Source organism: Pseudomonadota bacterium (assembly GCA_016719885.1).
GTDB lineage: Bacteria > Pseudomonadota > Gammaproteobacteria.
On sequence record JADJYF010000005.1, the window covers coordinates 225528 to 246135 of the forward strand.

A 20608-nucleotide genomic window follows, 5' to 3' on the forward strand; every position below is an offset into this window, starting at 1 on the left:
TCACGCCCTCAACATGGGCAGGACTTTGTCGATGGCGTCGAACACCGCATGGACCTCGGCGACCGTGTTGTACAGCGCAAAGGACGCGCGGGCCGTGCCGACCACGCCGAAAAACTGCATGACCGGCATCGCGCAATGATGGCCGGTACGGATGGCGACGCCGTGGTGATCGAGCAAGGTGCCGAGGTCCTGCGGGTGAACCCCTTCGATTTCGAACGACACCACCGCCGCCTTGTGCGCGGCCTGGCCGATGATGCGCAAGCCCGGCACCGCCTCGGCGCGTGCCGTGGCGGTCGCCTGCAGCCGAGCCTCGTGCACGAGCACGGCCGGCAGGTCCAGCGCCGCGAAGTATTCCAGCGCGCTCGCCATGCCGAGCGCGCCTTCGATGAAGGGCGTGCCGGCTTCGAAGCGGAACGGGATGTCGTTGTACTCGGTGCGTTCGAACGTGACGACCTTGATCATGTCGCCGCCGCCCTGGTAGGGCGGCATGGATTCCAGCAGTTCGGCGCGGCCATACAGTGCGCCGATACCGCTAGGACCCAGCGCCTTGTGGCCGGAGAACGCGAAAAAGTCGCAGCCGAGCGCCTGCACGTCGATGGCGCAATGGATGATCGACTGCGCGCCGTCGACCAGCACCACGGCGCCGGCCTGATGCGCGAGCTCGACGATTCTCTCGACCGGATTGATGGTGCCGAGCGCATTGGAAATATGTGCGACCGCCACCAGGCGCGTGCGCGAGGACAGCAGCGTCTCGAACTTGGCCATGTCGATTTCGCCGCGCGCATCGATGGGCGCGACCCGCAGCCGGGCGCCGGTCTGTTCGCACAACATTTGCCACGGCACGATGTTGGCGTGGTGCTCGAGCGCCGATACCAGGATCTCGTCGTCGGCACGCAGATTGGCACGGCCCCAGGTCTGCGCGACCAGGTTGATGGACTCGGTGGTGCCGCGCGTGAAGATGACTTCGCGCGAATCGCGCGCATTGATGAAGCGCTGCACGGTCGCGCGCGCCTGCTCATGGGCGGCGGTCGCCTCGGCGCTCAGGGTGTGCACGCCGCGATGGATATTGGCGTTCTCGAACTCGTAATAATGCCGCAGACGATCGATCACCACCTTCGGCTTGTGGGTGGTGGCGGCATTGTCGGCATACACCAGCGGCTTGCCGTTCACCTTGCGCGCAAGGATGGGAAAGTCGCGGCGCACGCGCTCGACGTCGAAAGGAGCGGATCTCGACCGGTCGTCGAGGGCGGGTGTGGCGTTCACGGCGATTCCAGCGAACTGTGCAATTGACTGAGTTGGGTGTGGCCGAGAAAGCGTGTTTCGAGCCAGCGACGCACCCCGGGCAGCGGGATCTCGTCGACGATTTTCTCGGCAAAGGCGTAGGTCAGCAGCGCGCGCGCGTCGGCCGCCGGCACACCGCGCGAGCGCAGGTAGAACAGCGCCGCCGCATCGAGCTCGCCCACGGTCGCGCCATGCGAGCAGCTCACGTCATCGGCGTAGATTTCCAGTTCCGGCTTGGTGTCGATTTCCGCATGTCGCGACAACAGCAGGTTGTTGCTGGCCTGTTGCGCGGTGATCTGCTGGGCGTCGCGCGCCACCAGCACCTTGCCGTTGAACACGCCGCGGCTGCGGCCGTCGAGTATGCCGCGATAGAGCTCGGCGCTGTGCGTATCCCCGACGCGGTGTTCGATGCGGGTGTGATGATCGACGTGCTGTTGGCCGTCGGCCACGAACAGGCCGTTCAGACGGCAGCGCGCGCCACGCCCGACCAGGTTCACGTCGATGTCGACGCGCGTCAGATCGCCGCCGAAGGCCAGCGAGTCCGACACGTAGTTGCCGTGTTCCTCCACCTGCACGGCCACGCGTCCGACGTGGTTGTTGTGCAAGGCCTCGTTGGCGAGACGGTGGTGAAACAGGGTGGCGCCGGCGCCGAGCGTCGCCTCGCATACGCTGTTGGTGAAGCCGCTGGCGCCATCGAGGCTCACGTATTCTTCAACCAGGCGCAGCTCGCTGTGGCGGCCGGCGCGCACCAGCACGCGCGGCACGCGCAGCAGATCGCTGGCGGCGCCCAGCATCACGACATGCAGGGGTTCACGCACTACCACGTCGTTGTCGAGTTCGATCACCACGCCATCGCCGAGCAGGGCGGTGTTCAAGGCCTGGAAGGTGCTGCCCGCTTCGACGTCGGTATCGAGCAGCGCGGCAAGCCGCTCCGGATCATGCTCGAGCAGCGCGGCCATGCTGCGCACGCGCATACCCTTGGGCAGCGCGCCGAGGTCTCCGAGTTCGGCGCGCACGCAGCCATTGACCAGCACCACGCGCAGCGCGCCGTCGCTGGACAGGCGCAGCGCGCCGAGATCAGTGGCCGAGACTCCCGCGCCGTCGTGCGCCGAGGCCGCGCGCAAGGCGCGCTCGCCGAGGCGGCTGACATTGGTGTATTTCCAGTGCTCGTCGGCGACCGTCGGCAGGCCTTCTTCCCTGACGCGCGCCGCCGCGGCCAAGCGCAGTGCGCCAAGGCGCTGACTACGCGCGGCACCCGGCGCCGCGTCGAGCGCAGCCAGCGCCGCGCCTGCCACCATGGCCAACGCCGCCATCAGGCCGCCGCCTCTTCCAGCAACCAGTCGTAACCGCGCGCTTCGAGTTCGAGCGCCAGTTCCTTGGGGCCGGATTTGATGATGCGGCCCTTGGCCAGCACGTGTACGTGATCGGGCACGATGTAGTCGAGCAGGCGCTGGTAATGGGTGATGACCATGAACGAGCGCTTGCCGTCGCGCAGTGCGTTGACGCCTTCCGAAACGGTCTTCAAGGCATCGATGTCGAGCCCCGAATCGGTTTCGTCGAGGATCGCCAGGCGCGGCTCGAGCACGCTCATCTGGAAGATCTCGTTGCGCTTCTTCTCGCCGCCCGAGAAGCCGGAATTGACCGGCCGGTTGAGCAGGCTGTCGTCGAGGCCGATGGCCTTGACGCGCTGCTTGACCACTTTCAAGAACTCCACCGCGCTCAATTCCTTCTCGCCGCGATAGCTGCGTATGCCGTTCAACGCAGCCTTCAGCATGTAGACGTTGTTCACGCCCGGAATTTCTATCGGGTACTGGAAGGCCAGGAACACGCCTTCGCCGGCACGCTCCTCGGGTTCGAGGTCGAGCAAGGATTTGCCATTGAACGTCACCGAGCCGGCGGTCACGGTATAGCCGTCACGACCGGCGAGCACATGGGACAGCGTGCTCTTGCCCGAGCCGTTCGGCCCCATGATCGCATGGGTCTCGCCGGCGCCGATGGTGAGATTCAGGCCGCGCAGGATCTCGGTGCCGGCGACTTCAACGTGGAGATTCTTGATTTCGAGCATTTCGATTTCCGTAAGCAGTGCGCGCCGGCCTCAGCCGACCGCCCCTTCGAGACTGATGCCGAGCAGCTTCTGCGCTTCCACCGCGAATTCCATCGGCAGTTCCTTGAACACTTCCTTGCAGAAACCGTTGACGATCATGTTGACCGCATCTTCCTGCTTGATGCCGCGGCTGCGCAGGTAGAACAACTGGTCGTCGCTGATCTTGGAGGTGGAGGCCTCGTGCTCGACCACCGCCGACGGGCTCTTGCATTCGATATAGGGAAAGGTGTGCGCGCCGCACTTGGATCCGAGCAGCAGCGAATCGCACTGGGTGTAATTGCGCGCGCCTTCGGCGCCGGCGGCGATGCGCACCAGGCCGCGGTAGGCATTCTGGCTGCGACCGGCGGAGATGCCCTTGGACACGATGGTGCTCTTGGTGCCGCGACCGAGGTGAACCATCTTGGTGCCGGTGTCGGCCTGCTGCAGGTTGTTGGTCAGTGCCACGGAATAAAACTCGCCGACCGAGTTCTCGCCTTTCAACACGCAGCTCGGGTATTTCCAGGTGATGGCCGAGCCGGTCTCGACCTGCGTCCACGAGATCTTCGAACGCGCGCCGCGGCAGTCGCCGCGCTTGGTGACGAAGTTGTAGATGCCGCCGCGCCCTTCGGCGTCGCCGGGATACCAGTTCTGCACCGTCGAGTACTTGATGGACGCATCGTCGAGCGCGACCAGCTCGACCACCGCCGCGTGCAACTGGTTTTCGTCACGCATCGGCGCGGTGCAGCCTTCCAGGTAGCTGACGTAGGCGCCCTCGTCGGCTATGACCAGTGTGCGTTCGAACTGGCCGGTGTTCATGGCGTTGATGCGGAAATAGGTCGACAGCTCCATCGGGCAGCGCGTGCCCTTGGGGATGTAGACGAAAGAACCGTCGGAGAACACCGCCGAGTTCAGGGCCGCGTAGTAGTTGTCGCTGACCGGCACCACCGAGCCCAGGTACTTGCGCACCAGTTCCGGATGTTCGCGTACCGCTTCGGAGAACGAGCAGAAGATCACGCCGACTTCGGCCAGCTTGCCGCGGAAACTCGTGTGCACGGACACGCTGTCGAACACCGCGTCGACCGCCACGCCGGCCAGCATCTTCTGCTCTTCGAGCGGAATGCCGAGCTTCTCGTAGGTCTCGAGCAGCTTCGGATCGACCTCATCCAGGCTCTGCGGCTTGTCCTTGGCCGACTTCGGCGCCGCGTAATACGAGATCGCCTGGAAATCGATGGGCGGGTAATGCACATGGGCCCAGTTCGGCTCGCGCATGGTCTTCCAGCGCGCGAAGGCCTTGAGCCGCCATTCGAGCATCCACTCCGGTTCTTCTTTCTTCGCCGAGATGAGGCGAATGACGTCTTCGTTCAGGCCGGGCGGAACGGTATCCGATTCGATATCGGTGACAAAGCCGGCTTCGTAATGGCGGTCGACGAATTCGGCGACATCCTGGGCGTTGCTCGCCATTGATGTGGGGTCCTTAACAAGCGCCGTTCAGAGGCTGAAGCTTTCGCCGCAACCACAGGTGGCGGCGACGTTGGGGTTGGCAAAGCGGAAGCCTTCGTTGAGGCCGTCGCGCGCGAAATCGACTTCCGTGCCGTCCAGGTACTTGAGGCTCTGCGCGTCGACCACCACCGGCACGCCGTGGGATTCGAACACCTCGTCCTGGTCGAGGACGTCCTTGGCCATTTCGACCACGTACATGTAGCCGGAACAGCCCGTCGGTTTGACCGCCAGGCGCAGGCCGGCCGCCTGCTCGCGGCTCATGAAGTCGCGCACGCGGTTGGCGGCGCGCTCGGTCAGGGTGATAGCCATGGTTGTAATCCGCCAGTGGGCTCAGACGGCCGCTTCGGAACGCAGCTCGCCGAGCGGGTTTTCCTTCAGACGATGCAAGGGCTGTACGTTGCCCTTTTCCCGCACCAGCTGGTCGAGGCTGACGCTGGCCAGGAAATCGCGGATCTGAGTCGAGAGATTCTCCCACAAATCGTGGGTCAGGCAGCGCTGTTCGCCGTGGCAGTTGCGTCGCCCCGCGCAGCGCGTGGCGTCGACCGTTTCATTGACCGCGTCGATGACGTCCGCCACGGAAATCGCCGAGCCCGGCCGGCCGAGCTTGTAGCCGCCGCCCGGACCGCGCATGCCGTCCACCAGGCCGTTACGGCGCAGGCGGGCAAAAAGCTGTTCGAGGTAGGACTGGGAGATGCCCTGCCGCTCGGCAATCTCCGCGAGGGAAACCGGCCCGCGGTCGTAGTGCAGAGCCAGGTCCAACATCGCCGTAACGGCATATCTTCCGCGTGTCGTGAGTCTCATCGGGCCGTACCTCCTAGGGTATCCTCGGAAAGTTATCCGAGTAAAACACTAGGCAATTGTCACGTCTCCGACTAAATCGGTCAAGTATTCCGTAGGCGAGGCATAGACCTCAGGGTTCGACGGGCAGGTCGCGGGCGTTACGGGCCGTGGTCTCGGCCGACTCGACCCGATTGCGCAATTCGGCGATCTCGAGTTCGGCGTCGCGCGCGTGGTCAAGGAGGGAGTCGAGGGCCTGCGACACCGGGTCGGGCATGTTGGGCACCTGGCCGTAGGCATCGAAGCCGAGCTTGCGCGCGGTTTCGGCGCGCTGGCGGAATTTCTCGTCGACCGCCTGCACGACCCGGCCCGGGATGCCGACCACCGTGGCGTTGGCCGGCACGTCGCGCACCACCACCGCGTTGGAGCCGATGCGGGCATTGGCGCCGACCGTCAGCGGACCCAGGACCTTGGCCCCGGCGCCGATCACCACGCCGTTTTCGAGGGTCGGATGGCGCTTGCCCTTCTCCCAGGTGGTGCCGCCCAGGGTCACGCCATGATAGAGCGTGCAGTCGTCACCGATTTCGGCGGTCTCGCCGATGACCACGCCCATGCCATGGTCGATGAAGAACCGTCGGCCGATGGTCGCGCCGGGATGGATCTCGATGCCGGTCAGGAAGCGCCCGACATGGGACAGGAAGCGCGCCGCCCATTTCAGTCCCGCCCGCCACAGCTTGTGGCTCACGCGGTGGATCAGCACCGCGTGCACGCCGGGATAGCAGGTCAGGATCTCGAGCGTGTGACGCGCGGCCGGGTCACGCTCGAATACGCTGCTTACGTCTTCTCTGATACGCTCCAGCATGATGAGTGCTCCAGCTTGGTACCCACAACTACAGCCGACCCGATGAACCGGGGAACTACCCCGCTGTCCACCTCCGCAGCCGACCACGACGACCATCCGCGCCCATGACCGACTCCAACCCGAATTCCGACAAGCAACCCCCCCTGTCACTGCGCGAGGTGGTGGGCAGCATCATGGCGGCGCTGCTCGGCGTTCAAAGTTCGCGTAATCACGCCCGTGATTTCTCACGGGGCACGGCAAAGCAGTATATCGTGGTCGGTCTGATTGCCACGATTCTGTTTGTGAATATCGTGTATTTCGCGGTCAAGCTCATCCTGCATCTGGCCACCGGCTGACGGCGGCGCCGCCAGCCGGTCCGTTCAAGCCCGCAGTCTGGCCACCTGCTCGCGCAGCTTTTCCGCCGCGCTGCCGGCCTCGGCCAAGCGCTCACGCTCCTTGTTCACCACCGCCGCCGGCGCCCGTTCGACGAACGAAGCGTTGTCGAGCTTGGCCTGGGCACGGGCGATTTCACCTTCCAGGCGCTCGAGCTCCTTGCTGACGCGGGCGAGTTCGGCGTCCTTGTCGATGAGATCGCTGAGGGGCACCAGCACCGTCATGCCGCCCGCCAGCGCGGTCGCCACGTCGCCCGGGGCGGGTGGCGCCGTCACCACCGGCTGGGTACGCGCAAGCTGTTCGATGATGCGGTGATGCGCGGCGAGCCAGGCCTGTTCGGTGGCGCTGCCCTCGCGACTGAAAACCGGCAGGCGCGCGGACGGCTCGATGTCGTACTCGGCGCGGATGCGCCGCACGCCCAGCACGAATTCCTTGAGCCACGCGCACACCAGTTCGTCGGCCGGCGCGGCGCTGAACTGCTCGGCGCCGGGATAGGGCTCGTTCATGATGGTGGCGGCCGGATTGCCGGTCAGGGCGCCGAGCTTGAGCCAGATCTCCTCGGTGATGAAGGGCATGAAGGGATGCAGCGCGCGCAGCAGGCCGTCCAGCACTTCGATGAGGGTCGCGCACACGCCGTCCTTTTCCGCCTGGGTCGCCTGCTCGTCGTAGAGCGTGACCTTGGCCATTTCGATGTACCAGTCGCAGTATTCGTCCCAGACGAAGTCGTACAAGGCCTGCGCGCCGAGGTCGAAGCGATAATCGGCAAACCCTTCGCGTACACGGGTGATGGCGGCGCCGAACTGGCTCCTGATCCAGCGCTCGGGCATGCCGCTGACCCGCGCCGCCGGCGGCGTGTCGCCGCGATGCTGCTCGCACACCATCAGCACGAAACGCGCAGCATTCCAGATCTTGTTGCAGAAATTGCGGTAGCCGCCGATGCGGCCGAGGTCGAAGCGGATGTCGCGGCCCTGGGTCGCCATCACCGCGAACGTGAAGCGCAGCGCGTCGGTGCCGTGGGGGGCGATACCCTGGGGATACTGGCGGCGGGTGTCGGCCTCGATGCGCGGCGCGTCTTCGGGACGCATCAAGCCGGTGGTGCGCTTGGCGACCAGGGTCTCGATGTCGACGCCGTCGATGAGGTCGATGGGGTCGAGGATGTTGCCCTTGGACTTCGACATCTTGTTGCCGTCGGCGTCGCGCACCAGGCCATGGATGTAGACCTCGCGGAACGGCACGTCGCCCATGAACTTGATGCCCATCATGATCATGCGGGCAACCCAGAAAAAGATGATGTCGAAGCCCGTCACCAGCACGCTGGTCGGGTAGAAGGTCGCGAGTTCCGGCGTCTTGTCCGGCCAGCCCAGGGTCGAGAACGGCCACAGCGCGGACGAGAACCAGGTGTCCAGCACGTCTTCGTCCTGGCGCAGCAAAACGTCCGCGCCGATACCGCCGCGCGCCCGCGCATCGGCCTCGTCATGACCGACATATATATTGCCGGCCTCGTCGTACCAGGCCGGGATGCGGTGACCCCACCACAGCTGGCGGCTGATGCACCAGTCCTCGATGTTGCGCATCCACTCGAAATAGGTCTTGGCCCAGTTCTCGGGAATGAAGCGGATGCGACCGTCCTCGACCGCCGCGATGGCGGGATCGGCGAGCGGCTGGATTTTCACGAACCACTGGTCGGTGAGGTAGGGCTCGATGACCGCCTGGGTGCGGTCGCCGCGCGGCACCATGAGCTTGTGCGGGTCGGTACGCACCAGGAGGCCGGCCGCTTCCAGTTCGGCCACCACCTGCTTGCGCGCAGCATAACGGTCGAGACCGCGGAAGCGCTGCGGCGCGTTGTCGTTGATGGCGGCGTCGTCGGTGAAGATGTTGATGAGCGGCAGACCATGGCGGTGGCCGACCGCGTAGTCATTGAAATCGTGGGCGGGCGTGATTTTCACGCAGCCGGAACCGAATTCGGGGTCGACGTACTCGTCGGCGATGATCGGAATGCTGCGCTCGGCGAGCGGCAGCAAAATGTCCTTGCCGATGAAGCGCCGGTAGCGATCGTCACCGGGGTGAACCGCCACCGCGACGTCGCCGAGCATGGTTTCGGGACGGGTGGTGGCGACCACCAGGTGGCCGCTGCCGTCGGCCAGCGGGTAGCGCAGGTGCCACATGAAGCCGTCTTCTTCTTCCGCCACCACCTCCAGATCGGAGATGGCGGTGTGCAGCACCGGGTCCCAGTTGACCAGGCGTTTGCCGCGGTAGATGAGGCCTTCGCCATACAAAGAGACGAACACCTCGCGAACGCTGCGCGACAGCGCGTCGTCGAGGGTGAAGCGCTCGCGGCTCCAGTCCATGGCCGCGCCCATGCGTCGCAACTGGCGGGTGATGGTGCCGCCGGATTTCTCCTTCCACTCCCACACCGCCTCGACGAAACGCTCGCGGCCCAGGTCGTGACGCGACTGACCGGCCTGCGAGAGCTGGCGTTCGACCACGATTTGCGTGGCGATGCCGGCATGATCGGTGCCGCATTGCCACAGGGTGTTGTCGCCGCACATGCGGTGATAGCGCACCAGCGCGTCCATCAAGGTGTCCTGGAAGGCATGGCCCATGTGCAGGCTGCCGGTCACGTTGGGCGGCGGCAGGGCGATGCAGTAGGGCGCGCCGCGGCCGCTGGGCACGAAATTGCCGGCCTGCTCCCATTGCTCGTAGCGGCTCTGTTCCAGGCTGCGCGGGTCGTAGGTCTTGTCCATTGCCATGGGCTTGTTCACTTCTTTCGGTTCGGATGGGGCGACGTCGGCCGGCGCCGGCGGCGCGCGGTGGTCGCGTTGCAATTCGGCCTTGATCTCGGCCACCGCCGCGGCGACGCCGGCGCTGACCATCTGTTTGATGTCTTCGGAGAGCTTCGCGAGCTGTGCGTCACGGGCGGGTGGAGCCGGGGTGGCGGCGCGCAGCGCGGCGATATCGACCTCGTCGCTCAAGCGTGGCGGACGCGGTGCATCCGGCGCTTCGACCAGCCGCGGCGGCGTCGGCCTGCTGCGTTCGTCACGCTCGGCCATGTCAGCGGCTGACCTTGTGGGTATTCAGCGCGAAGCCGCGGTCCTGGTAGTAGCGGTAGCGGGCGCGCGCCGCGCCGCGCGTCGCGTCATCGTAGCCCGCCGATTCGATGACGCGCGCGTAGCGGCTGGCGAGTTCCGGCACGGCCGCCGCCAGGTTGACCAGCACGTCGGGTTGCAGGTTGTCGACCGCCGCGCAGCCGACCACCACGCGGGTGTCGGCGCCGGCATCGGCGGCCAGCGCGTGGGGTACGAAGCTCGTGTCCTGGAACTGCCACAACAGGTCGTCGAAGGCCCGCGCGCGGGCCTCGTCCTCACACTGGACGTAGACCCCATGGCCTTGTTGCCAGGCCTTTTCGACGATGCGGCACATCATGCGGTCGTGGTCCGCCGCGGCGGGCGGCTCGATGACGTAGAAATCGACGCGCGTCATCGCTCACGCGCGGTCGGCTCGCGCCAGGATGTAGTCCAGGAGCAAGGGCAGGGGACGACCGGTCGCGTACTTGTTCTTGCCGCTGCCCCAGGCGGTGCCGGCGATGTCGAGGTGCGCCCAGCGGTAGTCCTTGGTGAAGCGCGCCAGGAAACAGGCGGCGGTGATGGTGCCGGCGTTGCGACCGCCGACATTGGCCATGTCGGCCACCGGGCTGTCGAGCTGTTTCTGGTATTCGTCCCACAGCGGCAGGCGCCAGGCGCGGTCGCCGCTGCGCTGGCCGGACGCCAGCAGCGCTTCCGCCAGTTCGTCGTTGTTGCTCAAAAGGCCGCTGGCCTGGTCGCCGAGCGCCACCACGCAGGCGCCGGTCAGGGTCGCGATATCGATCACGACATCGGGCTCGAAGCGCGCGCTGTAGGTCAGGGCGTCGCACAGGATCAGGCGCCCTTCGGCGTCGGTATTCAGGATCTCGATGGTCTGGCCGGACATGCTGGTGACCACGTCGCTGGGCTTGCTGGCGTTGCCGTCGGGCAGGTTCTCGGTGGCCGGCACCACGCCGACCACGTTGAGGGCCGGGCCGATCTCGGCCAGCGCCGCCATCACGCCCAGCACGCTGGCGGCGCCGGTCATGTCGAATTTCATCTCGTCCATGGCCGGCCCCGGCTTCAGGGAAATGCCGCCGGAATCGAAAGTCACGCCCTTGCCGACCAGCACGATGGGCTTGGCGCCGTCATCGCGGCCCTTGTATTCGAGGGTGATGAGCTTGGCCGGTTGGCGCGAGCCGCGCGCCACCGACAGCAGCGCGCCCATGCCCAGCGCTTCCATGTCGGCCTGCTCGAGCACGCTGCAGGTGAGCGACTCGTGCTGCTCGGCGAGCGCCTCGGCCTGCTCGGCGAGGTAGCTTGGCGTGCAATGGTTGGCCGGGCGGTTGGCGAGGTCCTTGAGGAGATTGGTGCCGGTGACCTTGCCGCGCGCGACCGCGAGCGCCGCACGCACATCGGTCATGCTCTTTTCGTCGACCAGCAGCGCGAGGCGCGTCAGGCCGTGGCCGTCGGGCTTGGATTTGAACTCGGTGTACTTGTAAGCCTGGGCGGCGAATATCGACACGTGCTGGTCGACCACCCAGCGCAGGTCGCGGCCCTTGACCGTCACGTCCAGCAAGCTGCTCATGCCGCTGCGCAGCGAGGCGGCTTTCAGCGTTTCGGCGGCCTTGGAAATGAGCTTCTGGTACTCCTCGGCCGACACGCCTTCGCGCTTGCCGACGCCGAGCAGCAACACGCGTTCGGCGTCGATGCCGCCGACCTCGGGCACCATCAATGCCTCGCCGACCTTGCCGCTCACGTCGCCGCGCTGCACCAGGCGCGTCAGCGCGCCGCGCGAAGCCTTGTCGAGATCGGCCGCGCGTTCGCTCAAGGTGCGACCGGCATGCACGCCGACGATGAGGCAGGCGGTTTTTTGCTTACGCGCTTGCCCGTGCTTGACGGAAAATTCCATAGCTTTGCTCGCCGTGAGAAGATTGCGGAGGAGGCGACCCGGCGTCGGAACCGGCCAGCTTGGCCGCCCGCGGGCTGCCGGCAGTTTATTCGTTTGCGTCGAGAGGCGTAAAGCGCGGCGCGAGCGGGACGCTCGGCCCGAGCACGGTCATAATCGCCCTTTTCGCCCCTGCCAGGAGCGCCTCGCGGCGCATGCCAGTTCCGCCATGAAGATTCTCGACAACTACATTCGGCGCAATGTCATCGCCACCACCCTGACGGTGCTGGTGGTGTTGCTGGCGATCTTTTCGTTCTTCACTTTCCTCGACGAGCTCGAGGATCTCGGACATGGCGGCTACGGCCTCGCGCAGGCGGTGTCGGTGGTGGCGCTGCGCCTGCCGGGGCTCGCCTACCAGCTGTTTCCGATAGCCGCCCTGCTCGGCTCGCTGATGGGGCTCGGTGGCATGATGGAACGCAACGAGATTACCGTGATCCGCTGTGCCGGCGTGTCGCGCGAACGGGTGGTGTGGTCGGTCATGAAGGCCGGCCTGGTGGTGGTGGCGCTGGCGGTATTCGTCGGAGAAGTGGTGTTTCCGCCGGCCGAGGGCCAGGCCCGCGAACTGCGCGCGCTGGCGTCGTCCGATCGCTCGTCCTCGACCTCGGAACATGGCTTCTGGGCGCGCGACGGCAACGCCTACATCAATATCCGCGAGATCCTGCCGGGCGAACGTTTCCGCGACATCCGCATCCTGGAATTCGACGACGGCAACAAGCTGCTGCGCTCGACACGTGCCGCGTCGGCACAGGTGCGCGACGGCAAGTGGCGGCTGGAAAAGCTCGGCCAGACCGATTTCAGCGGTCCGACGCCGGTCGCCCGCCAGCTCGACACGATGAGCTGGGATTCGCTGTTGGATCCGGATCTGCTGGGCCTGGTCGCCATCAATCCCGACACCCTGTCGTCGCTGGACCTGTTCCGCTACGTCCGCTTCGTCGAGAGCAACGGCCAGAGCGCCGAACGCTGGAAGCATGCGCTATGGGTCAAGCTCGGCTACCCGCTGGCGGCGGCGGTGATGGTCTATCTCGCCATTCCGCTGGTGCTGGGCGCGTCGCGCTCGGTGAGCGCCGGTCGGCGCATCCTGGTAGGCGCCCTGATCGGTCTCGGCTTCCACGTCATGAATGAAACCTCGCGGCATCTCGGTCTCGTGGTCGGCATGCCGCCGGCCTTGTCGGCCTTGGGGCCGACCGTGCTGCTGTTTTCTATCGCGCTGTTTTTGAACCGTCGCGCGCAGTGACGCGCAACACCAGGCGGGTGTGCGACCAGCGGTCGTGCCAGGCGCGTCGGTCGCGGTCGAACAAGGCCGCCAGGTAGCCGATGCCGCCGAGCGCGAAACACGCCAGCGCGCCGACGAAGCGCAGGCTCGCCTCGCGCAGGGTCGGGCGTCGTTCGGCGCCTTGCGCCAGGATGACGAGTTTCCACGCCTGCATGCCGAGCGTGCGGCCGCGTGTCCAGCACAGGACGAAATAGCCGTAGATGACCGCCAGCACGTAGGCGCTCATGAAGGGATTGCCGGGTTCGATGATCCGGCCGGCCACGACCACCGGTATAAAAGACAGGAAGTAGACCACCGTGAATACCGCGATGGCGTCGTACAGTACCGCCATCATGCGGCGCGGGAAGGGCACGGGTTTGTCGACTTCGGGCACGCGCTGACTGGGCTCTATGCTATGTTCAAACTGCGGCACACCGGGAAGCGAGGCATGCTCGAGGCGGCGTTCCAATCTCAGGCAGGCCGGCTCGGCAGGGCGTTACGGCGCGGCGTCGCCCTGTGGCTGCTGGGGCACGCGGCGCTGCCGTGGGCGGCGACCGGCGACGCGCATGATATCTACATCGAGGATTACCGTCTGCACATCGAATGCAGCGGACGCGGCGCGCCGGCTGTCGTCCTCGATGCCGGCCTTGGTGGCTCGTCGCTGGAGTGGGTGTTCGTGGTCGAGCGCCTGCGGCGCCTGACCAAGGTCTGTACCTACGACCGCGCCGGCTACGGCGGCAGCGACACCGGCCCCCTGCCCCGCACCAGTTCGCGCATCGTCGCCGAGCTCAAGCACCTGTTGGAGACCGCCGGCGTGCCGCCGCCCTACGTGTTGGCCGGCCATTCTTTCGGCGGCTACAACATGCAGCTCTTCGCGCGGCGTTATCCCGCGCTCAGCGCCGGCCTGGTGCTGGTGGATGCCTCGCATCCCGACCAGGTGGAACGCTTCGAAGCGCCGCCGCTCAACATGGTCACCGCACCCAGCAGCCGCGCCGGCATCGTGCAGTTCCGCGACCAGCCGCCGGTCAACGCGCTGTTGCCGCCGCGCCTGCGTATCAAGGTGGCCGAACAGGCGCAGCGCTGGAAGACCCGGCGCACCCTGTCGGCCGAACTCCTGAGCTTTCGCGACAGCGCCGCCGAAGTGCGCGCCGCGCCGCCGCTCGGCGCCATGCCGCTGGTGGTGGTGTCGCGCGGCCGGACGGAAGGCGAGATGACGCCGCGCAAGCAGACCTTCGAGCGCCTGTGGGCCGAGCTGCAGGGGCAATTGGCGGCCTCGAGCTCGGTCGCCGCCCATTTGCTGGCGCTCGGCGCGGGCCATCAGGTCCATATCGAACAGCCCGACGTGGTGGCCTATGGCATCGCCATGCTGGTGACCCGCGCGCGCGGCGGCACGCTGTCACCGGCGCGTTATGCCGGGCGGGATGACCGCGCCTTTCGGCTGGCGGACGTGGTGTGGCTGAAGGACGACCTGAGCGTCGCGCCGCCGGCGGTGTTGGCGGCGGCGCCGATGCTGCCATGCACGGGTGAGTGCACGAGCGCGCGAGTTGGCGCTCCCTAGGGGAGTCGAACCCCTGTTCTCGGCGTGAGAGGCCGATGTCCTAGGCCACTAGACGAAGGGAGCGTATTTGGCAGCGCGGATGGTATCATACCCGCGCGCCGCTGTTGGCAGTGGCGATACGACGCAGACCGGCGACATCCGTTCGGCCCTTGTCTGCGCTCCGCAACGCGGCACGCGCCGTCGCCCGTCACAGCCCAGGCGCGCTCACAGGACACATGATCCCGAGAAGTCATTGAGCATCCTAATCGATCTGGTTCGAGCCGCAGCCGCTCGGGTCACCGGGCGTGCAACGCCCAAGGCCGCCGCCGCCGCTGCCCCCGTTTCCCCACCCCCACGTTCCAAGCGCAAGAACGAGCAAGCCGTGCCCGCGCGCGGGGCTGCGCCGCGCATCTACACGCGTAGTGAGCACAACATTTCGCGCAAGATGATTTCGCCGAGCGCGCTGAAGGTCCTGTATCGACTCGACGGCGCCGGCTTCCGCGCCTGCCTGGTCGGCGGTGGCGTGCGCGATCTCTTGCTCGGTCGCGAGCCCAAGGACTTCGACGTCGCCACCGACGCGAGTCCCGACCAGGTGCGCGAGCTGTTCCGCAACTGCCGTCTCATCGGCCGCCGTTTCCGCCTCGCCCACGTGCGCTTCGGGCCCGAAATCATCGAAGTGGCGACGTTCCGCGCCGCCCATGACGACGACGATGGCGACCACGCCGAAATGAGCGACGAAGGCCGCATCCTGCGCGACAACGTTTACGGCAACATCGAAGACGACGTGTGGCGCCGCGACTTCACCGTCAACGGTCTGTACTACGACATCCACGACTTCAGCGTCATTGATTATGTCGGCGGCGTGGAAGACCTGGAAAAAGGCGTGTTGCGCATCATCGGCGACCCCGAGCAACGCTACCGCGAAGACCCGGTGCGCATGCTGCGCGCGATCCGCTTCGCGGTGAAACTCGGTTTCAACCTCGACCCGTCCTGCGCCAAACCCTTGCCCAAACTCGCCAACCTGCTCGACGCCATCTCGTCGGCGCGATTGTTCGATGAAGCCTTGAAGCTGTTCCACGGCGGCTATGCGCTGCAGACCTTCGAGGCGTTGCGCCATCATCATCTCTTCGAGCACCTGTTCCCGCTCACCGAAATCGCCTTGAGCCACGAGCACGAGGGCTTTCCCGCCACGCTCATCGGCCGCGCGCTGGACAACACCGACCAGCGCATCGCCGAGGGCAAGTCCGTGACGCCGGCCTTCCTGCTCGCGGCCTTGCTGTGGGACGCCTTCGAAGAGCGCCGCCAACAGCTCGAAGCCGACGGCATGCAGCCCATGGATGCGCTCGGTCTCGCCGCGGACCAGGTCATCGCCAAGCAGGTGGCGCGCCTGGCCGTGCCGCGGCGTTTCACGCAGGTCACGCGTGACATCTGGGCCATGCAGCCGCGCCTCGTCGACCTCTCGCCCAAGCGCGCGCGCCGCGCGATCGAAAACCCGCGCTTCCGCGCCGCCTATGATTTCTTGCTGCTGCGCGCCGAAGCCGGTGATGCCGACGCGGCGGCCTGCGCCGACTGGTGGACCGATTTCCAGGACGCCAGCGACAGCGAGCGCGACAACATGCTGAACGCGCTGGACGAACGCCCCGCGCCGGGTGGCGGCAAGCGCCGTCGGCGTCGCAAGCGGCGCGCCTGATGCAGAGCGTCACGGCCTACATCGGCCTCGGCAGCAATCTCGATGATCCCGCCGCGCAGGTCGCCACGGCCATCGACGCGCTCGCCGCGCTGCCCGACTGTTCGCTGCGCGCGGTCTCGAGTTTCTATCGCAACCCACCGATGGGGCCCAAGGACCAGCCGGATTACGTGAACGCGGTGGTGGCGCTCGAGACCCGTCTCGCGCCGCGCGCCCTGCTCGACGCCATGCAGGCCATTGAACGCGCGCAAGGCCGCGACCGCAGCGGTCAGCGCTGGGGACCGCGCACCATCGACCTGGACCTCTTGGTCTACGGTGACAGCGTTCTCCACGAGGATCACCTGACGGTGCCGCACCCGGGCCTTGCCGAGCGCGCCTTCGTGCTGGTGCCGCTGGCTGAAATCGCGCCCCACGTGTCGATACCGGGCCACGCCGCGCTGGCCACCTTGCTGGCCGCCGTCGATCGCGCCAGCGTGGTGCCGATGCCCGCTCCCTCTCGTTCCATGCCACGGATATCTTCGACCCGATGATTACCAATTACGATCTGAAGACGCTGCGCGAGACCTTGCGTGAATGGCGCCGTGAAGGCCTGACCGTCGCCCTGGTGCCGACCATGGGCAATCTGCACGACGGCCACATCTCGCTGTTGGCCCGTGCCCGCGAGATTGCCGATCGCAGCGTGGTGAGCATTTTCGTCAATCCCATCCAGTTCGGACGTGGCGAAGATTACGAGCGCTATCCGAGCACCCTCGATGCCGACCGCGCCAAGCTCGAAGCCGCCGGTCTCGATCTCTTGTTCGCGCCCAACCTCGCCGAGCTCTACCCGGGCGGTATCGAGGAAGACACGCGCGTCACCGTGCCGGCCCTGTCCGACATCCTGTGCGGAGAATTCCGCCCCGGCCATTTCTCCGGCGTGGCGACGGTCGTCAGCAAGCTGTTCATCAACACCCAGCCCGATTTCGCGCTGTTCGGTGAAAAGGACTTCCAGCAGGTGATGGTCATCCGGCGCATGGTCCGCGACTTGCTGTTCCCGGTGAAGATCATCGGCATGCCGATCATTCGCGAAGCCGATGGCCTGGCCATGAGTTCGCGCAACAGCTACTTGAAGCCCGCCGAGCGCCAGGTTGCCGCCGGCATTTTCGCCAGCCTCACCCGCGCCGCCACCGAGTTGCGCGAGCAGACGCAGGGCATCGCCGCGCTCGAGCAGCGTTGCGTCGAGGAATTGACCGCGCTCGGCATGCGTCCCGAGTACATCTCCGTGCGCAGCGCCCTCGACCTGTCACTGCCCAAGGCCGGCGACCAGGACTTGATCATCTTGGCCGCCGCGTGGCTGGGCGGTGCGCGCCTCATCGACAATGTGCGCGTGATGCTCAGCAAGCCGCTGGCGGCCTGAGCGCGGGCGCCAGCAGCGGAATCCACGGCATGAACAAGGGCGTCTACATCAAGACCTTCGGTTGCCAGATGAACGAGTACGATTCGAGCAAGATGCTGGCCCTGCTCGAACGCAGCCACGGTCTGACGCCGGTCGGCAGCCCCGAACAGGCGCGCGTCCTGCTCATGAACACCTGCTCGGTGCGCGAGAAGGCGCAGGAAAAACTGTTCTCCGAACTCGGTCGCTGGCGGCCGCTGAAGGATGCCGATCCGAACGTCATCATCGCGGTCGGCGGCTGCGTCGCCAGCCAGGAGGGCGAACTCATCTGGGAGCGCGCGCCCTACGTCGACGTGGTGTTCGGGCCGCAAACCCTGCATCGACTGCCGGCCATGATTGCCGAGGTCGAGCGCGGCGCGAACCGCCTGATCGACATCTCCTTTCCCGAAATAGAGAAATTCGACAACCTGCCGCCGGCGCGCGTCGACGGCCCGAGCGCGTTCGTCTCGATCATGGAGGGCTGTAGCAAGTACTGCAGCTTCTGCATCGTGCCCTACACGCGCGGCGAAGAATTCAGCCGGCCCTTCGACGACGTCATCACCGAGATTGTCGATCTCGCCGCCGCCGGCGTGCGCGAAGTGGTGTTGCTCGGCCAGAACGTCAACGCCTACCGCGGTGCGACCCACGACGGACAGGTGGTCGATCTCGCCGCGCTCATTCGTTACGTGGCGGCGGTGGACGGCGTGGAGCGCATCCGCTTCACCACTTCGCATCCGCTCGAATTCACGCCGCGCCTGATCCAGGCCTACGCCGAGGTGCCGGAGCTCGTCAGCCACCTGCACTTGCCGGTGCAGAGCGGCGCCGATCGCATCCTCGCGCTGATGAAGCGCGGCCACACCACGCTCGAATACAAATCCATCATCCGTCGCCTGCGCGAAGCGCGGCCGGACATCCTGATTTCCACGGATTTCATCGTCGGCTTTCCCGGCGAGACCGACGAGGATTTCGCCCGCACCATGGCCTTCATCGACGAGCTGCGTTTCGACCAGTCCTTCAGCTTCATCTACAGCGCGCGGCCGGGCACGCCGGCGGCGGCGCTGCCGGACGACGTCAGCCTGCACGAGAAGCAGCATCGCCTCGCCATCCTGCAGCGGCGCATAACCGAGTTCGCGGACGAATACAACGCCGCCATGGTCGGCACCACGCAACGCGTGCTGGTCACCGGCCATGCGCGCAAGGACGCAAGCGAGCTCGCGGCCCGCACCGCGCACAACCGCGTGGTGAATTTCGCCGGGCCGGCGCATCTCATCGGCGATTTCGCCGAGGTGCGCATCAGCGCCGCGCTGCCCAACTCGCTGCGCGGCGAATGGCTGGGTGTCGCCCTCGAGGCCAGCGCATGAGCACCGCCGCCATCGAAATCGCGCTGGAGCCGGCCGACAACGAGCGCCTCGCCAACCTGTGCGGCCAGTTCGACGAGAACCTGCGCCTGCTGGAGCGCCGCACCGGCGTCGAGATCGGCAATCGCGGCAACCAGTTCAAGCTGGTCGGCGAGCACGACGTGGTGGTGGTCACCGAGCGTGTCATCCGTCAGCTCTACAGCCTGACCGGCACGCGCTCCATCACCGGCGCCGACGTGCACCTGGAACTGCGCAACGCCGACATGAGCGGCGAAGAGGAATTCGACGACAGCCTGGGTTCGATCCGCACGCGGCGCACCATGGTCAAGGCGCGCGGTGTGAACCAGCGCAAGTACCTCGATGCGATCCGCGAGTTCGACATCAGCTTCGGCATCGGCCCGGCCGGCACCGGCAAGACCTACCTGGCGGTGGCGAGCGCGGTGGCGGCGCTCGATTCGGATTCGGTGCGGCGCATCTGCCTGGTACGGCCGGCGGTGGAAGCCGGCGAGCGGCTCGGCTTCCTGCCCGGCGACATGTCGCAGAAAATCGATCCCTATCTTCGCCCGCTGTACGACGCCCTGTATGAAATGCTCGGCTTCGAGCGTGTCGCCAAGCTCATCGAACGCAACATCATCGAAGTGGCGCCGCTGGCCTTCATGCGCGGCCGCACCTTGAACGAGTCGTTCATCATTCTCGACGAGGCGCAGAACACCACCATCGAACAGATGAAGATGTTCCTGACCCGTATCGGCTTCGGCTCCAAGGCGGTGGTGACGGGCGACGTCACGCAGATCGACCTGCCGCGCGGCCGCACCTCGGGTCTCAAACACGTCATAGACGTGCTGGATGGCGTGGAAGGCATCAGTTTCACGTTCTTCCGCTCCAAGGACGTGGTGCGTCATACGCTGGTGGCACGCATCCTCGATGCCTACGCCATCCACGAGGCCGACAACGAAGCCGAGCGCGACGACGAGCGTCGCAACGGATGACGACGGCGGGTCTCGCGCAGGTGGGTTCGGCGCCGCTCGCCGAAGTCGACCTGGCACTGCAGGTGGAGAGCGTGGCCGCCGGCGTGCCGGACCAGGCATTCTTCGCCGAGTGCGTGGCGCGCGCCGCCGCGGCCTTTCGCGCGCGGGTCGAAGTGACGCTGCGCGTGGTGGATGAAGACGAGGGGCGCGCGCTCAATCGCCAATGGCGCGAGCGCGATTACGCGACCAACGTGTTGTCCTTCGCCGCCGAGGGGCTCGCCGACATCGCGCCCGATCTCCTTGGTGACATCGTGCTGTGCGCGCCGGTGGTGAGCGCCGAGGCCCGCGCGCAGGGCAAGCAGGCATCGCACCACTGGGCGCATCTCACGGTGCACGGCGTGTTGCACCTGCTCGGATTCGATCACCAGGACGACGAAGGCGCAACCCTCATGGAGCAACACGAACGCGCGATACTGGCGGCCATGGGCATTGCCGATCCGTATCGCGCCTGACGGA

Annotated in this window: 20 protein-coding genes and 1 tRNA gene; 9 read left to right on the top strand and 12 right to left on the bottom strand. The window is 66.4% G+C overall.

The genetic code is table 11. The annotated features are described in order from the left end of the window. From IPM80_06750 to cysE, 7 genes are all read right to left on the bottom strand, one after another. Positions 1–1263, bottom strand: coding sequence for a cysteine desulfurase (locus tag IPM80_06750; protein MBK8958123.1), 1263 nt, complete (start codon positions 1261–1263; stop codon positions 1–3). Next, positions 1260–2594, bottom strand: a complete 1335-nt coding sequence (gene sufD / locus IPM80_06755) for a Fe-S cluster assembly protein SufD (GenBank protein ID MBK8958124.1) — start codon at positions 2592–2594, stop codon at positions 1260–1262. The genes IPM80_06750 and sufD overlap by 4 nt, the downstream gene beginning before the upstream one ends. Then, complete coding sequence (sufC, locus tag IPM80_06760) at positions 2594–3346, bottom strand: Fe-S cluster assembly ATPase SufC (protein MBK8958125.1); 753 nt, start codon at positions 3344–3346, stop codon at positions 2594–2596. Before sufC ends, sufD begins: the two co-directional genes overlap by 1 nt. A 30-nt stretch (positions 3347–3376) precedes the next feature. Beyond that, the gene (gene sufB, locus IPM80_06765) at positions 3377–4825 is read right to left on the bottom strand and encodes a Fe-S cluster assembly protein SufB (GenBank protein MBK8958126.1); all 1449 of its coding nucleotides are present in this window, start codon (positions 4823–4825) and stop codon (positions 3377–3379) included. Between the two features lie 27 nt (positions 4826–4852). After that, positions 4853–5173, bottom strand: coding sequence for an iron-sulfur cluster assembly accessory protein (locus IPM80_06770; GenBank protein ID MBK8958127.1), 321 nt, complete (start codon positions 5171–5173; stop codon positions 4853–4855). 21 nt (positions 5174–5194) lie between these two features. Next, positions 5195–5665, bottom strand: coding sequence for a Fe-S cluster assembly transcription factor (locus tag IPM80_06775; GenBank protein MBK8958128.1), 471 nt, complete (start codon positions 5663–5665; stop codon positions 5195–5197). 109 nt (positions 5666–5774) lie between these two features. Further along, positions 5775–6503: a serine O-acetyltransferase gene (gene cysE / locus IPM80_06780; protein ID MBK8958129.1), complete on the bottom strand. Its 729-nt coding sequence runs from the start codon at positions 6501–6503 to the stop codon at positions 5775–5777. A 104-nt stretch (positions 6504–6607) separates the two neighbouring features. Here cysE and IPM80_06785 point away from each other — a divergent pair, with 104 nt between their 5' ends. After that, positions 6608–6838, top strand: a complete 231-nt coding sequence (locus IPM80_06785) for a DUF2970 domain-containing protein (protein ID MBK8958130.1) — start codon at positions 6608–6610, stop codon at positions 6836–6838. A gap of 24 nt (positions 6839–6862) precedes the next feature. Here IPM80_06785 and IPM80_06790 read toward each other — a convergent pair whose 3' ends face one another. From IPM80_06790 to IPM80_06800, 3 genes are all read right to left on the bottom strand, one after another. Next, the gene (locus tag IPM80_06790) at positions 6863–9619 is read right to left on the bottom strand and encodes a valine--tRNA ligase (protein MBK8958131.1); all 2757 of its coding nucleotides are present in this window, start codon (positions 9617–9619) and stop codon (positions 6863–6865) included. Between the two features lie 307 nt (positions 9620–9926). Beyond that, positions 9927–10355: a DNA polymerase III subunit chi gene (locus tag IPM80_06795; protein ID MBK8958132.1), complete on the bottom strand. Its 429-nt coding sequence runs from the start codon at positions 10353–10355 to the stop codon at positions 9927–9929. A gap of 3 nt (positions 10356–10358) precedes the next feature. After that, a complete protein-coding gene (locus tag IPM80_06800) occupies positions 10359–11846 on the bottom strand; it encodes a leucyl aminopeptidase (protein ID MBK8958133.1) in 1488 nt (495 codons plus the stop codon). 205 nt (positions 11847–12051) lie between these two features. Between IPM80_06800 and lptG the strand changes: the two genes are divergently transcribed. Continuing rightward, positions 12052–13116 (top strand): LPS export ABC transporter permease LptG, encoded by a 1065-nt coding sequence (gene lptG / locus IPM80_06805; protein MBK8958134.1) that lies wholly within the window; start codon positions 12052–12054, stop codon positions 13114–13116. Here lptG and IPM80_06810 read toward each other — a convergent pair. Beyond that, positions 13082–13528 (bottom strand): RDD family protein, encoded by a 447-nt coding sequence (locus IPM80_06810; GenBank protein ID MBK8958135.1) that lies wholly within the window; start codon positions 13526–13528, stop codon positions 13082–13084. The genes lptG and IPM80_06810 overlap by 35 nt on opposite strands. Positions 13529–13582: 54 nt before the next feature. Here IPM80_06810 and IPM80_06815 point away from each other — a divergent pair, with 54 nt between their 5' ends. Next, complete coding sequence (locus tag IPM80_06815; protein ID MBK8958136.1) at positions 13583–14692, top strand: alpha/beta hydrolase; 1110 nt, start codon at positions 13583–13585, stop codon at positions 14690–14692. Here IPM80_06815 and IPM80_06820 read toward each other — a convergent pair. Next, positions 14680–14755: transfer RNA gene (locus tag IPM80_06820), tRNA-Glu, on the bottom strand. The two genes, IPM80_06815 and IPM80_06820, sit on opposite strands and share 13 nt — an antisense overlap. 16 nt (positions 14756–14771) lie before the next feature. Here IPM80_06820 and pcnB point away from each other — a divergent pair. From pcnB to ybeY, 6 genes are read left to right on the top strand one after another with little or no spacing between them, the layout of a single operon-like run. After that, complete coding sequence (gene pcnB / locus IPM80_06825; GenBank protein ID MBK8958137.1) at positions 14772–16361, top strand: polynucleotide adenylyltransferase PcnB; 1590 nt, start codon at positions 14772–14774, stop codon at positions 16359–16361. Further along, positions 16361–16888, top strand: a complete 528-nt coding sequence (gene folK / locus IPM80_06830) for a 2-amino-4-hydroxy-6-hydroxymethyldihydropteridine diphosphokinase (GenBank protein ID MBK8958138.1) — start codon at positions 16361–16363, stop codon at positions 16886–16888. Before pcnB ends, folK begins: the two co-directional genes overlap by 1 nt. Further along, complete coding sequence (locus IPM80_06835) at positions 16885–17751, top strand: pantoate--beta-alanine ligase (GenBank protein ID MBK8958139.1); 867 nt, start codon at positions 16885–16887, stop codon at positions 17749–17751. Before folK ends, IPM80_06835 begins: the two co-directional genes overlap by 4 nt. Before the next feature lie 29 nt (positions 17752–17780). After that, complete coding sequence (gene miaB / locus IPM80_06840) at positions 17781–19127, top strand: tRNA (N6-isopentenyl adenosine(37)-C2)-methylthiotransferase MiaB (GenBank protein ID MBK8958140.1); 1347 nt, start codon at positions 17781–17783, stop codon at positions 19125–19127. Next, positions 19124–20113 (top strand): PhoH family protein, encoded by a 990-nt coding sequence (locus IPM80_06845; GenBank protein MBK8958141.1) that lies wholly within the window; start codon positions 19124–19126, stop codon positions 20111–20113. The genes miaB and IPM80_06845 overlap by 4 nt, the downstream gene beginning before the upstream one ends. Next, the gene (gene ybeY, locus IPM80_06850) at positions 20110–20604 is read left to right on the top strand and encodes an rRNA maturation RNase YbeY (protein ID MBK8958142.1); all 495 of its coding nucleotides are present in this window, start codon (positions 20110–20112) and stop codon (positions 20602–20604) included. The genes IPM80_06845 and ybeY overlap by 4 nt, the downstream gene beginning before the upstream one ends. Positions 20605–20608: the final 4 nt, after the last annotated feature.